Origin of the sequence: Pseudomonas japonica (assembly GCF_900188455.1) — a bacterium.
GTDB lineage: Bacteria > Pseudomonadota > Gammaproteobacteria > Pseudomonadales > Pseudomonadaceae > Aquipseudomonas > Aquipseudomonas japonica.
On sequence record NZ_FZOL01000005.1, the window covers coordinates 154,434 to 166,127 of the forward strand.

Annotated in this window: 15 protein-coding genes; 14 read left to right on the top strand and 1 reads right to left on the bottom strand. The window is 63.3% G+C overall.

From position 1 onward, the window contains the following. The first annotated feature begins 5 nt into the window (after positions 1-5). Positions 6-917: a protein translocase subunit SecF gene (gene secF, locus CHB99_RS08485; protein ID WP_042120848.1), complete on the top strand. Its 912-nt coding sequence runs from the start codon at positions 6-8 to the stop codon at positions 915-917. A 118-nt stretch (positions 918-1,035) separates the two neighbouring features. Beyond that, positions 1,036-1,584, top strand: coding sequence for a glycine zipper 2TM domain-containing protein (locus tag CHB99_RS08490; RefSeq protein WP_042120847.1), 549 nt, complete (start codon positions 1,036-1,038; stop codon positions 1,582-1,584). A 206-nt stretch (positions 1,585-1,790) separates the two neighbouring features. On the opposite strand, the gene suhB is transcribed toward CHB99_RS08490, so the two are convergent. Next, on the bottom strand, positions 1,791-2,606 hold the full coding sequence (suhB, locus tag CHB99_RS08495) for a type III secretion system regulator SuhB (protein WP_042120846.1): 816 nt from the start codon (positions 2,604-2,606) through the stop codon (positions 1,791-1,793). Positions 2,607-2,752: 146 nt separating this feature from the next. Between suhB and trmJ the strand changes: the two genes are divergently transcribed. From trmJ to rlmN, 12 genes are all read left to right on the top strand, one after another. Next, positions 2,753-3,514 (top strand): tRNA (cytosine(32)/uridine(32)-2'-O)-methyltransferase TrmJ, encoded by a 762-nt coding sequence (gene trmJ / locus CHB99_RS08500; RefSeq protein ID WP_042120845.1) that lies wholly within the window; start codon positions 2,753-2,755, stop codon positions 3,512-3,514. Then, entirely contained in the window at positions 3,515-4,297 is a 783-nt protein-coding gene (gene cysE, locus CHB99_RS08505; RefSeq protein ID WP_042120844.1) for a serine O-acetyltransferase, read from the top strand. 166 nt (positions 4,298-4,463) lie between these two features. Beyond that, positions 4,464-4,955, top strand: a complete 492-nt coding sequence (gene iscR, locus CHB99_RS08510; RefSeq protein WP_042120843.1) for a Fe-S cluster assembly transcriptional regulator IscR — start codon at positions 4,464-4,466, stop codon at positions 4,953-4,955. Positions 4,956-4,998: 43 nt separating this feature from the next. Next, the gene (locus CHB99_RS08515) at positions 4,999-6,213 is read left to right on the top strand and encodes an IscS subfamily cysteine desulfurase (protein WP_042120842.1); all 1,215 of its coding nucleotides are present in this window, start codon (positions 4,999-5,001) and stop codon (positions 6,211-6,213) included. A gap of 46 nt (positions 6,214-6,259) precedes the next feature. Further along, the gene (iscU, locus tag CHB99_RS08520) at positions 6,260-6,646 is read left to right on the top strand and encodes a Fe-S cluster assembly scaffold IscU (protein WP_003248539.1); all 387 of its coding nucleotides are present in this window, start codon (positions 6,260-6,262) and stop codon (positions 6,644-6,646) included. 28 nt (positions 6,647-6,674) lie between these two features. Continuing rightward, on the top strand, positions 6,675-6,998 hold the full coding sequence (iscA, locus tag CHB99_RS08525; protein WP_042120841.1) for an iron-sulfur cluster assembly protein IscA: 324 nt from the start codon (positions 6,675-6,677) through the stop codon (positions 6,996-6,998). Positions 6,999-7,006: 8 nt separating this feature from the next. Next, a complete protein-coding gene (hscB, locus tag CHB99_RS08530) occupies positions 7,007-7,528 on the top strand; it encodes a co-chaperone HscB (RefSeq protein ID WP_042120840.1) in 522 nt (173 codons plus the stop codon). A 42-nt stretch (positions 7,529-7,570) separates the two neighbouring features. Then, on the top strand, positions 7,571-9,436 hold the full coding sequence (hscA, locus tag CHB99_RS08535) for a Fe-S protein assembly chaperone HscA (protein ID WP_042120839.1): 1,866 nt from the start codon (positions 7,571-7,573) through the stop codon (positions 9,434-9,436). Beyond that, on the top strand, positions 9,436-9,777 hold the full coding sequence (fdx, locus tag CHB99_RS08540) for an ISC system 2Fe-2S type ferredoxin (RefSeq protein WP_042120838.1): 342 nt from the start codon (positions 9,436-9,438) through the stop codon (positions 9,775-9,777). The genes hscA and fdx overlap by 1 nt, the downstream gene beginning before the upstream one ends. Before the next feature lie 14 nt (positions 9,778-9,791). Next, positions 9,792-9,992, top strand: coding sequence for a Fe-S cluster assembly protein IscX (iscX, locus tag CHB99_RS08545; protein WP_042120837.1), 201 nt, complete (start codon positions 9,792-9,794; stop codon positions 9,990-9,992). 92 nt (positions 9,993-10,084) lie between these two features. Then, complete coding sequence (ndk, locus tag CHB99_RS08550) at positions 10,085-10,510, top strand: nucleoside-diphosphate kinase (protein ID WP_009398515.1); 426 nt, start codon at positions 10,085-10,087, stop codon at positions 10,508-10,510. A gap of 28 nt (positions 10,511-10,538) precedes the next feature. Continuing rightward, the gene (gene rlmN / locus CHB99_RS08555) at positions 10,539-11,681 is read left to right on the top strand and encodes a dual-specificity RNA methyltransferase RlmN (RefSeq protein WP_042120836.1); all 1,143 of its coding nucleotides are present in this window, start codon (positions 10,539-10,541) and stop codon (positions 11,679-11,681) included. Positions 11,682-11,694 lie beyond the last annotated feature (13 nt).

Here is an 11,694-nt window from a genome sequence, read left to right on the forward strand (position 1 = left end):
CTGCCATGCTACGTACGATCAACTTCATGGGCGTGCGCAACGTTGCGTTCGCCGTCACCATGCTCCTTACCCTGCTGGCCTTGGGCAGCTGGTTCGTCAAGGGCCTGAACTTCGGCCTGGACTTCACTGGCGGTACGCTCATCGAGCTGACCTACGAGCGCCCGGCCGACCTTGGCCAGGTTCGTGAAGAGCTGGTCAAGTCCGGTTTCCACGAGGCGGTGGTGCAGAGCTTCGGCGCCACCACCGACCTGCTGGTGCGGATGCCGGGCGATGACCCGCAACTGGGCAACAAGGTTGCCGACGCGCTGAAGGCGGTGGGCGGCGACAACCCGGCCACGGTCAAGCGCGTCGAGTTCGTCGGCCCGCAGGTGGGTGAGGAACTGCGCGACCAGGGCGGCCTCGGCATGCTCCTGGCGCTGGGCGGGATCCTGATCTACCTGGCCTTCCGCTTCCAGTGGAAGTTCGCCGTGGGCGCCATCGTCTCGCTGATCCACGACGTGGTGGTGACCATGGGCATCCTCTCGTTCTTCCAGATCACCTTCGACCTGACGGTGCTGGCGGCGGTGCTGGCGATCATCGGTTACTCGCTCAACGACACCATCGTCGTGTTCGACCGGGTTCGCGAGAACTTCCGCGTGCTGCGCAAGGCCTCGCTGATCGAGAACATCAACATCTCGACCACCCAGACCCTGCTGCGTACCGTGGCGACCTCGGTGTCGACCCTGCTGGCCATCGCCGCGCTGCTGGTGTTCGGTGGCGACAACCTGTACGGCTTCTCCCTGGCGCTGTTCATCGGTGTTCTGGCGGGTACCTACTCGTCGATCTACATCGCCAACGTGGTGCTGATCTGGCTGAACCTGAGCAGTGAAGACCTGATTCCTCCGGCGAAAACCGAGGGTGTGGACGACCGTCCATAAGGCTTTTTCCTACGCCTCTGGCGGAAGAAGAGGGCGCGAGTATTGAACTCGCGCCCTTTTTTTTGCTCCAAGGCTGGGAGAAGCGCGGTGAATTCCGCAGGTAAATCAGGAGGTTCACGTGAACAAGTCGATGCTCGTGGGTGCGGTACTGGGTGCTGTCGGTGTGACTGCCGGAGGTGCTGTCGCGACCTACAGCCTGGTCAACAGCGGACCGGAGTATGCCCAGGTGGTGGGTGTGCAGCCGGTCAAGCAGACCGTCAAGACGCCACGGGAAGTCTGCAAGGACGTCACGGTCACGCGGCAGAAGCCGGTACAGGACCAGCATCAGATCGCCGGTACGGTGGTCGGTGCGCTGGCCGGTGGCCTGCTCGGCAACCAGATCGGTGGCGGCACCGGCAAGAAGATCGCCACCGTGGCTGGCGCGGTCGGTGGCGGTTACGCCGGCAACAAGGTGCAGGAACACATGCAGAACAGCGACACCTACACCACCACTCAGACTCGCTGCAGCACGGTGAATGATGTGAGCGAGAAGGTTGTCGGGTATGACGTGAAGTATTCGATCGGCGACAAGGTGGGGCAGGTACGCATGGACCGTGATCCGGGCTCGCAGATTCCGTTGGACAAGCAGGGCAATCTGGTCCTGGGGCAGGCACAGCCGGGGCAGTAAACGCTGGCAAAGTCGCGGTTTCGCGTGGCCCCTGTAGGAGCTGGCTTGCCTGCGAAAGACCGCGTAGCGGTCTCAAATAGCGGTGAGGTCCGGGACCGCTACGCGGTCCTTCGCAGGCAAGCCAGCTCCTACAAGGGTTGCGGCGATCCTAATAGCAGGCACAAAAAAAGCACCTCGAAAGGTGCTTTTTTCATTTCAGGCGAAACTCAGCGTTTGACCGAAGGCGGCAGGTGCGGCTGGATTGCGGTGAGAACGGCCTTGAAGCACTTGATGTTGCCGGCGACCACATGACCCTTTTCGAGGAAGTCATGACCACCGGTGAAGTCGCTGACCAGACCGCCTGCTTCCTGAATCAGCAGCGCGCCGGCAGCCATGTCCCATTCGGACAGGCCCGACTCCCAGAAGGCATCGAAACGACCGGCGGCCACGTAGGCCAGGTCCAGGCTGGCGGAGCCGGCGCGGCGGATGCCGGCGGTCTGGCCAACCAGGGCACGGAACATGCCCAGGTAGTTGTCGAGGTATTCCATCTGGTTGTCGCGGAACGGGAAGCCGGTGCCGAGCAGCGCGCCTTCCAGGCTGGTGCGCGAGCTGACGCGCAGGCGACGGCCATTCAGCTGGGCGCCACGGCCACGGCTGGCGGTGAACTCTTCCTGGCGGACAGGATCGAGAACCACGGCGTGTTCCAGGCGGCCACGGTATTTGCAGGCGATGCTCACGGCAAAGTGTGGAACGCCACGCAGGAAGTTGGTGGTGCCATCCAGCGGATCGATGATCCACAGGTAGTCTTCACCCTCGCCGCTGCCGGCATGCAGACCGGTTTCTTCGCCCTGGATGGCGTGGGTCGGGTAGGCCTTGCGCAGGGCGTCGATAATGACTTTTTCCGCCGCGCGGTCGACTTCGGACACGTAGTCCTTGGCGTCCTTCTCATCAACCTTGATGGTATCCAGGCGTTCGATTGAGCGGAAAATCAGTTCGCTGGCGCTGCGGGCGGCGCGCAGCGCGATATTCAGCATGGGCTGCATGGACGTTTCACCTGAGATGTTAAAGAAAGCCGACCATTCTAGCAGAAAACTTCCGGGGCAGAAGGGCAACATTTGCTTACGTAGCGTTGCGCCGGTCGCTTCTGTAAGATTTGCTCCCCCTGATCTGATGCCTGTGAGCGCCTGACGTGCTGGAAAATATTCGTGTCGTCCTGGTCTGTACCAGTCATCCCGGCAACATCGGCGGGGCTGCGCGTGCCATGAAGAACATGGGACTGTCGCGCCTCGTCCTGGTGGATCCGGCGGATTTCCCTTCTCCCGAGGCCAGCGCCCGCGCTTCCGGCGCCGACGATGTGCTGGCGGGTGCGCAAGTGGTCGCCACCCTCGAAGAGGCCCTGGTCGGCTGCACCCTGGTGGTCGGCACCAGCGCCCGCAGTCGCAGCCTGCCGTGGCCGATGCTCGATCCCCGCGAATGCGGCGCCGAGGCGGTGAAGCGGGCGGCGCAGGGCGAGGAAGTGGCCCTGGTCTTCGGCCGTGAACATGCCGGCCTGACCAACGACGAGCTGCAGCGATGTCACTACCACGTGCATATCCCCTCCAACCCGGACTTCAGTTCGCTGAACCTGGCGGCGGCGGTGCAGGTGCTGTCTTACGAAGTTCGCATGGCCTGGCTCGCCCGTGAGCCCCAGGCCGCGCCTGTGAACAAGGACGAAGCGGTCGAAGAGCTGGCCACCATGGATGAAATGGAGCGTTTCTACGGCCATCTGGAAAGCACCCTGGTGCAGATCGGATTCCTCGATCCGGCCAAGCCCAAGCACCTGATGCCGCGCCTGCGGCGCCTGTTCGGGCGCAGCGCGGTGAATCGTTCGGAAATGAGTATTTTGCGCGGCATCCTCACCGAAACCCAGAAAGCGGCCCGGGGCGATGCGCACAAGCGGAAGGATCAATAGATGTTCGAGCGTCTGCGTGAAGATATCCAAAGCGTTTTCCACCGTGACCCGGCGGCGCGCAATGCCTTCGAGGTGCTGACCTGCTATCCGGGCATGCACGCGATCTGGCTGCACCGCGCGGCGCACAGCCTGTGGAAGAAGGACTGGAAGTGGCTGGCCCGCCTGGTGTCCAACTTCGGGCGCTGGCTGACCGGTATCGAGATTCACCCGGGGGCGAAGGTCGGTCGGCGTTTCTTCATCGACCATGGCATGGGTATCGTCATCGGCGAGACCGCCGAGATCGGCGACGACGTCACCCTCTACCAGGGCGTGACCCTGGGCGGCACCAGCTGGAACAAGGGCAAGCGTCACCCGACCCTGGAAGACGGCGTGGTGGTCGGTGCCGGCGCCAAGGTGCTGGGCCCGTTCACCGTCGGCGCCGGTGCCAAGATCGGCTCGAACGCGGTGGTGACCAAGGCGGTGCCGGCTGGCGCCACCGCGGTGGGTATTCCCGGGCGCATCATCGTCAAGAGCGATGGCGAGCAGGAAGCCCGGCGCAAGGCCATGGCCGAGAAGATCGGCTTCGATGCCTACGGCGTCGGCGAAGACATGCCGGACCCGGTGGCACGCGCCATTGGTCAGTTGCTCGACCATCTGCAGGCGGTCGACGGCCGTCTGGAAGACATGTGCGGCGCCCTGACCAGACTCGGCAGCGACTACTGCGCCAAGGAGCTGCCGGCCTTGCACGACGAGGATTTCGCCTGCGTGAAAGGCGAGGTGCGTGGCGACGCGACGACGCATTGACAATGCAGCGCGACATTGGGGCGTGTGCTCGCGCCCCGACTTTGCTATGATCTGCGCCGCCGTTCAGGCGCAAACCCGACTAAAGCAGTGGGTCTTATAGTTGACTTAAATGCTCGGGAATCGCATACTCGCACACATTCCGTAACCTCCGTGGTATCAAATAGCCATGCGACTGACTACCAAAGGCCGATACGCCGTGACTGCCATGCTCGACCTGGCACTGCACGCGCAGAATGGGCCGGTCTCCCTGGCCGACATTTCCGAGCGCCAAGGCATCTCCCTTTCCTATCTGGAACAGCTGTTCGCCAAGCTGCGCCGCAGCAACCTGGTGTCCAGCGTTCGCGGTCCGGGTGGCGGCTACCAGCTGTCGCGGACCATGGAAAGCATCCAGGTTGCCCAGGTCATCGATGCGGTCAATGAATCGGTCGATGCCACCCGTTGCCAGGGGCTCGGTGATTGCCATGCCGGTGATACCTGCCTGACCCACCACCTGTGGTGCGACCTGAGCGCACGGATCCACGAATTCCTCAGCGGAATCAGCCTGGCCGACCTCGTGACCCGCCGTGAGGTCCAGGAAGTCGCCCAGCGCCAGGACCTGCGCCGCATTGCCGGCCGTACCCCGCATCTGGACAAGATTGAAACGTCCGCCGTCGAATGACCGTATCGAACGAGCGACGCGCCTGCCTGATAGGAGATATTCAATGAAGTTGCCGATCTACCTCGATTACTCCGCGACCACTCCGGTCGACCCACGCGTCGCCCAGAAGATGAGCGAATGCCTGCTGGTCGACGGGAACTTCGGTAACCCGGCGTCGCGCTCCCACGTCTTCGGCTGGAAAGCCGAGGAGTCGGTCGAAAACGCCCGCCGCCAGGTCGCCGACCTGGTCAACGCCGATCCGCGCGAAATCGTCTGGACCAGCGGTGCCACCGAGTCCGACAACCTGGCCCTGAAGGGCGTTGCGCACTTCTACGGCAGCAAGGGCAAGCACATCATCACCTCCAAGATCGAGCACAAGGCGGTCCTGGACAGCACCCGCCAGCTGGAACGCGAAGGTTTCGAGGTCACCTACCTGGAACCGGGCGAAGACGGCCTGATCACTCCGGCGCTGGTCGAAGCCGCGCTGCGTGACGACACCATCCTGGTCTCGGTCATGCACGTGAACAACGAGATCGGCACCATCAACGACATCGCCGCCATCGGCGAGCTGACCCGCTCCCGTGGCGTGCTGTTCCACGTCGACGCCGCGCAGTCGACCGGCAAGGTCGAGATCGATCTGCAGAAGCTGAAGGTCGACCTGATGTCCTTCTCCGCGCACAAGACCTACGGTCCGAAAGGCATCGGCGCGTTGTACGTCAGCCGCAAGCCTCGCGTGCGCCTGGAAGCGGCCATGCACGGCGGCGGTCACGAGCGCGGCATGCGTTCCGGTACCCTGGCCACCCACCAGATCGTCGGCATGGGCGAAGCCTTCGCCGTGGCGAAGGAGCTGATGGCCAGCGAGAACGTACGCATCAAGGCCCTGAGCGACCGCTTCTTCAAGCAGGTCCAGGGTCTGGAAGAGCTGTACGTCAACGGCAGCCTGACCGCGCGCATTCCGCACAACCTGAACCTGAGCTTCAACTATGTCGAAGGCGAGTCGCTGATCATGGCGCTCAAGGACCTGGCCGTTTCGTCCGGTTCCGCCTGTACTTCGGCATCCCTCGAGCCGTCCTACGTCCTGCGCGCCCTGGGCCGCAACGACGAGCTGGCGCACAGCTCGATCCGCTTCACCTTCGGTCGCTTCACCACCGAAGAAGAAATCGACTACGCCGCGCAGAAAGTCTGCGAGGCCGTTACCAAGCTGCGTGAGTTGTCGCCGCTGTGGGATATGTACAAAGACGGCGTCGACATCTCCAAGATCGAGTGGGCTGCGCACTAAGTAGTCGCCGGCAAGAGCGGCTCTCTGATGAGGAAGGAATTGCACCATGGCATACAGTGAAAAGGTCATCGACCACTACGAAAACCCGCGCAACGTCGGCAAGATGAACGCCGAAGACCCGGATGTCGGCACCGGCATGGTCGGCGCTCCGGCGTGCGGCGACGTGATGCGCCTGCAGATCAAGGTCAACGAGCAGGGTGTCATCGAAGACGCCAAGTTCAAGACCTACGGCTGTGGCTCGGCCATCGCTTCCAGCTCCCTCGCCACCGAGTGGATGAAGGGCAAGACCCTGGACGAAGCCGAAACCATCAAGAACACCCAGCTGGCCGAAGAACTGGCCCTGCCGCCGGTGAAGATCCACTGCTCGGTTCTCGCTGAAGACGCCATCAAGGCCGCCGTTCGCGATTACAAGCAGAAGAAAGGTTTGATCTAACCCGCCTGTCGCAGGTCAAGGAGTTCCGATGGCTATCAGCATGACAGAAGCCGCCGCCAACCATGTGCGGCGCTCCCTCGACGGACGCGGCAAAGGCGACGGCATTCGCCTGGGCGTCCGTACTACCGGCTGCTCCGGTCTGGCCTACGTGCTGGAGTTCGTCGATGAGCCGAATGGCGAAGATCAGGTCTTCGAAAGCCATGGCGTGAAGGTCATCATCGACCCGAAAAGCCTGGTCTACCTCGACGGCACCGAACTGGACTTCGTCAAGGAAGGGTTGAACGAAGGCTTCAAGTTCAACAACCCCAACGTGCGCGGTGAGTGTGGCTGCGGCGAAAGCTTCAACGTCTGAGGCTGCGCGTGGGTACTCCTTGTCATTTCGCCCTGTTTGACCTGCAGCCGGACTTCCGTCTGGACCTGGACCAGCTGGCCACTCGCTACCGCGAGCTGGCCCGCGCCGTGCACCCGGATCGCTTCGCCGATGCCAGCGAGCGCGAGCAGCGCCTGGCGCTGGAGCGCTCCGCCGGTCTCAACGAGGCCTACCAGACCCTCAAGAGCGCACCCCGCCGGGCGCGCTACCTGTTGGCGATCGGCGGTCACGAAGTGCCGCAGGAAGTCACCGTCCACGATCCCGAGTTCCTCTTCCAGCAGATGCAATGGCGCGAAGAGCTCGAAGACCTCCAGGACAGTGCCGACCTCGATGGCGTTGCCGTGTTCAAGCGCCGCCTGAAAGTCGCCCAGGAAGCCCTCAACGAGGAATTCGCCGCCTGCTGGAACGATGCCGCGCAGCGTGATCAGGCCGAGCGCCTGATGCGCCGCATGCAGTTCCTCGACAAGCTCGCCTACGAAGTGCGCCAGCTGGAAGAGCGCCTCGACGATTAACCCGGTGCCGCCCGTGGCGACACCTTTGGTATTCAGATAAGCATGGCCCTACTGCAGATCGCCGAACCCGGTCAGAGCCCTCAACCCCACCAGCGCCGTCTGGCAGTGGGTATTGACCTTGGCACCACCAATTCGCTGGTCGCTGCCCTGCGCAGTGGTCTTTCCGCTCCGTTGCCCGACGCCGAAGGCCGGGTCATCCTGCCGTCCGCGGTGCGCTACCACGCCGACCGCGTCGACGTCGGCCATGCCGCCCGCGAGGCCGCGTCGGCCGATCCGCTGAACACCATTCTCTCGGTCAAGCGCCTGATGGGCCGTGGTCTGGCGGACGTCAAGCAGCTCGGCGAGCAACTGCCGTATCGCTTCGTCGGCGGCGAGTCGCACATGCCGTTCATCGACACCGTGCAGGGCGCGAAGAGCCCGGTGGAAGTGTCGGCGGACATCCTCAAGGTATTGCGTCAGCGTGCCGAAGACAGCCTCGGCGGTGAGCTGGTGGGAGCGGTGATCACCGTCCCGGCCTATTTCGACGATGCCCAGCGCCAGGCCACCAAGGACGCCGCGCGTCTGGCCGGCCTCAACGTCCTGCGCCTGCTCAACGAGCCGACCGCGGCCGCCGTCGCCTATGGCCTGGACCAGAATGCCGAAGGCGTCGTGGCCATCTATGACCTGGGTGGCGGGACCTTCGACATTTCCATCCTGCGCCTGACCGGCGGGGTCTTCGAAGTGCTGGCCACCGGTGGCGATACCGCCCTGGGCGGCGACGATTTCGACCATGCCATCGCCGGCTGGATCATCCAGTCCGCCGGGCTGTCGTCCGATCTCGACCCGAGCGCCCAGCGCCGCCTGCTGGAAACCGCCTGCGCGGCCAAGGAAGCCCTGACCGACGCCGAAGCCGTCAGCGTGAGCTACGGCGACTGGCAGGCCGAGCTGACCCGCGCCGCCTTCGACGCGCTGATCGAACCGATGATCGCCCGCAGCCTGAAAGCCTGCCGCCGCGCCGTGCGTGACAGCGGCATCGAGCTGGAAGAGGTCAGCGCGGTGGTCATGGTCGGTGGTTCGACCCGTGTGCCGCGCGTGCGCAGCGCCGTGGGCGAGCTGTTCGGCCGCCAGCCGCTGACCGATATCGACCCGGACCAGGTGGTCGCCATCGGCGCCGCGATCCAGGCCGACACCCTGGCCGGCAACCGCCGTGAAGGCGGTGAGCTGCTGCTGCTCGACGTGATTCCGCTGTCCCTGGGCCTGGAAACCATGGGCGGGCTGATGGAGAAGGTGATTCCGCGCAACACCACCATCCCGGTCGCCCGCGCCCAGGAGTTCACCACCTACAAGGACGGCCAGAGCGCGATGATGATCCACGTGCTCCAGGGCGAGCGCGAACTGATCAGCGACTGCCGCTCCCTGGCGCGCTTCGAACTGCGCGGCATTCCGGCCATGGTCGCCGGTGCGGCGAAGATCCGCGTGACCTTCCAGGTCGACGCCGACGGCCTGCTCAGCGTCTCGGCGCGGGAGCTGGGTTCGGGTGTCGAATCGAGCATCCAGGTCAAGCCTTCCTACGGCCTGACCGACGGCGAGATCGCGCGCATGCTCAAGGACTCCTTCGAACATGCCGGCAACGACAAGGCCGCGCGCCAGTTGCGCGAGCACCAGGTCGACGCCGAGCGTCTGCTCGAAGCGGTGCAGGGTGCCCTCGACGCCGATGGCGAGCGCCTGCTGGACGCCGAGGAGCGCGCGGCGATCGAACAACAGATGCAAGATTTGCGTGATTTGATGAACGGCACCGATGGCGCGGCCATCGAGCAGCAGACCAAGCGTCTGTCGCAGGTGACCGATGCCTTTGCCGCCCGGCGCCTTGATTCGACGGTAAAAGCCGCACTGGCCGGGCGCAACCTGAATGAGATCGAGGATAACTGATGCCGCAGGTAACATTTCTGCCCCATGAGAAGTTCTGCCCGGACGGCCTGACCGTCGAGGCAGCGCCGGGGACTTCCATTCTCGAGCTGGCCCATGACCATCACATCGAGATCGAAAGCGCCTGTGGCGGGGTGTGCGCCTGCACCACCTGCCACTGCATCGTGCGCAAAGGCTTCGACTCGGTGGAAGAAGCGGACGAACTGGAAGAAGACATGCTGGACAAGGCCTGGGGCCTGGAAGCACAGTCGCGCCTGGCGTGCCAGGTGAAGGTCGGTGACGAAGACCTGACCATCGAAATTCCGAAGTACTCGCTCAACCACGCCGCCGAAGCGCCGCACTGATTCCCGGAGTCGACATGAGTCTGAAATGGGTTGATGTACTTGAAATTGCTATCCAGCTTGCCGAAAGCAAGCCGGAAGTCGATCCTCGCTACCTGAATTTCGTCGATCTGCACAGCTGGGTACTGGCATTGCCGGACTTCAGCGACGATCCGTCCCGCGGTGGCGAGAAGGTCCTGGAGGCCATCCAGGCGGCCTGGATCGAAGAAGCCGACTGAAGCGCGCTCGGCAGGTTAGGCAATCCCCCGGAACCCGCGTATAATTCGCGGGTTTAATTTTTCGCATCACTTACTGTTTCTGGAGTTACACCATGGCTGTTCAACGCACTTTCTCCATCATCAAGCCTGACGCCGTTGCCAAGAACGTGATCGGCAAGATCACCACCCGTTTCGAAGACGCCGGCCTGAAAATCGTCGCCTCGAAAATCAAGCAACTGTCCAAGGCCGAAGCCGAAGGCTTCTACGCCGAGCACAAAGAGCGCGGCTTCTTCGGCGACCTGGTTGCCTTCATGACTTCCGGTCCGGTTGTCGTTCAGGTTCTGGAAGGCGAGAACGCCATCGCTCGCAACCGTGAGCTGATGGGCGCCACCAACCCTAAAGAAGCTGCTCCAGGCACCATCCGCGCCGACTTCGCCGAGTCCATCGACGCCAACGCCGTTCACGGTTCGGACTCCGAAGCCGCTGCTGCTCGCGAAATCGCTTACTTCTTCGCAGCTACCGAGGTAACCACTCGCTAAGCCACGGCTGACGAGTGAGGGTGAATCCATGACGACATCTACCGACAAAATCAACCTGTTGGGGCTGACCCAACCGGAAATGGAAAAGTTCTTCGACTCGATAGGGGAGAAGCGCTTCCGTGCCGGCCAGGTAATGAAATGGATTCACCACTTTGGCGTCGATGATTTCGACGCCATGACCAACGTCGGCAAGGCCCTGCGCGAAAAGCTCAAGGCTCGCGCCGAGATTCGCGGCCCGGAAGTGGTCAGCGAGGACATCTCCTCGGACGGCACCCGCAAGTGGGTCGTGCGCGTCGCCTCCGGCAGTTGCGTCGAAACCGTCTACATCCCCCAGGGCAAGCGCGGTACGTTGTGCGTATCGTCCCAGGCCGGTTGCGCCCTGGACTGCAGTTTCTGCTCCACCGGCAAGCAAGGATTCAACAGCAACCTCACCGCCGCCGAAGTGATCGGCCAGGTGTGGATTGCCAACAAGTCGTTCGGCTCCGTGCCGGCCACCATCGACCGCGCCATCACCAACGTGGTGATGATGGGCATGGGCGAGCCGCTGCTGAACTTCGACAACGTGATCGCCGCCATGCACCTGATGATGGACGATCTCGGCTATGGCATCTCCAAGCGCCGGGTGACCCTGTCCACCTCCGGCGTGGTGCCGATGATCGATGAGCTGGCCAAGCACATCGACGTCTCCCTGGCCCTGTCGCTGCACGCGCCGAACGACGCGCTGCGCAACGAACTGGTGCCGATCAACAAGAAGTACCCGCTCAAGGTGGTTCTCGACTCCTGCATGCGCTACATGTCCGAACTGGGCGAAAAACGCGTGCTGACCATCGAGTACACCCTGCTCAAGGACGTCAACGACAAGCTCGAACACGCCGTGGAAATGGCCGAGCTGCTCAAGAACGTACCGTGCAAGATCAACCTGATCCCGTTCAACCCGTTCCCGCATTCCGGCTACGAGCGTCCGAGCAACAACGCCATCCGTCGCTTCCAGGATCACCTGCACCACGCGGGCTTCAACGTCACCGTGCGCACCACCCGTGGCGAGGACATCGACGCCGCCTGTGGCCAGTTGGTCGGCCAGGTGATGGACCGCACCCGTCGCAGTGAGCGTTACATCGCCGTGCGGCAACTGAACGCCGACGCCGATTCCAACGGCGTGGCGGGCAACTGAGACGAGGATCGCC

What these genes read in the sequence shown, in the direction of transcription:
- secF (WP_042120848.1), top strand. Translation starts at nt 6, where the DNA reads ATGCTACGTACGATCAACTTCATGGGCGTGCGCAACGTTGCGTTCGCC.
- suhB (WP_042120846.1), bottom strand. Translation starts at nt 2,606, where the DNA reads ATGCAGCCCATGCTGAATATCGCGCTGCGCGCCGCCCGCAGCGCCAGC.
- cysE (WP_042120844.1), top strand. Translation starts at nt 3,515, where the DNA reads ATGTTCGAGCGTCTGCGTGAAGATATCCAAAGCGTTTTCCACCGTGAC.
- iscR (WP_042120843.1), top strand. Translation starts at nt 4,464, where the DNA reads ATGCGACTGACTACCAAAGGCCGATACGCCGTGACTGCCATGCTCGAC.
- CHB99_RS08515 (WP_042120842.1), top strand. Translation starts at nt 4,999, where the DNA reads ATGAAGTTGCCGATCTACCTCGATTACTCCGCGACCACTCCGGTCGAC.
- iscU (WP_003248539.1), top strand. Translation starts at nt 6,260, where the DNA reads ATGGCATACAGTGAAAAGGTCATCGACCACTACGAAAACCCGCGCAAC.
- iscA (WP_042120841.1), top strand. Translation starts at nt 6,675, where the DNA reads ATGGCTATCAGCATGACAGAAGCCGCCGCCAACCATGTGCGGCGCTCC.
- hscA (WP_042120839.1), top strand. Translation starts at nt 7,571, where the DNA reads ATGGCCCTACTGCAGATCGCCGAACCCGGTCAGAGCCCTCAACCCCAC.
- fdx (WP_042120838.1), top strand. Translation starts at nt 9,436, where the DNA reads ATGCCGCAGGTAACATTTCTGCCCCATGAGAAGTTCTGCCCGGACGGC.
- iscX (WP_042120837.1), top strand. Translation starts at nt 9,792, where the DNA reads ATGAGTCTGAAATGGGTTGATGTACTTGAAATTGCTATCCAGCTTGCC.
- ndk (WP_009398515.1), top strand. Translation starts at nt 10,085, where the DNA reads ATGGCTGTTCAACGCACTTTCTCCATCATCAAGCCTGACGCCGTTGCC.
- rlmN (WP_042120836.1), top strand. Translation starts at nt 10,539, where the DNA reads ATGACGACATCTACCGACAAAATCAACCTGTTGGGGCTGACCCAACCG.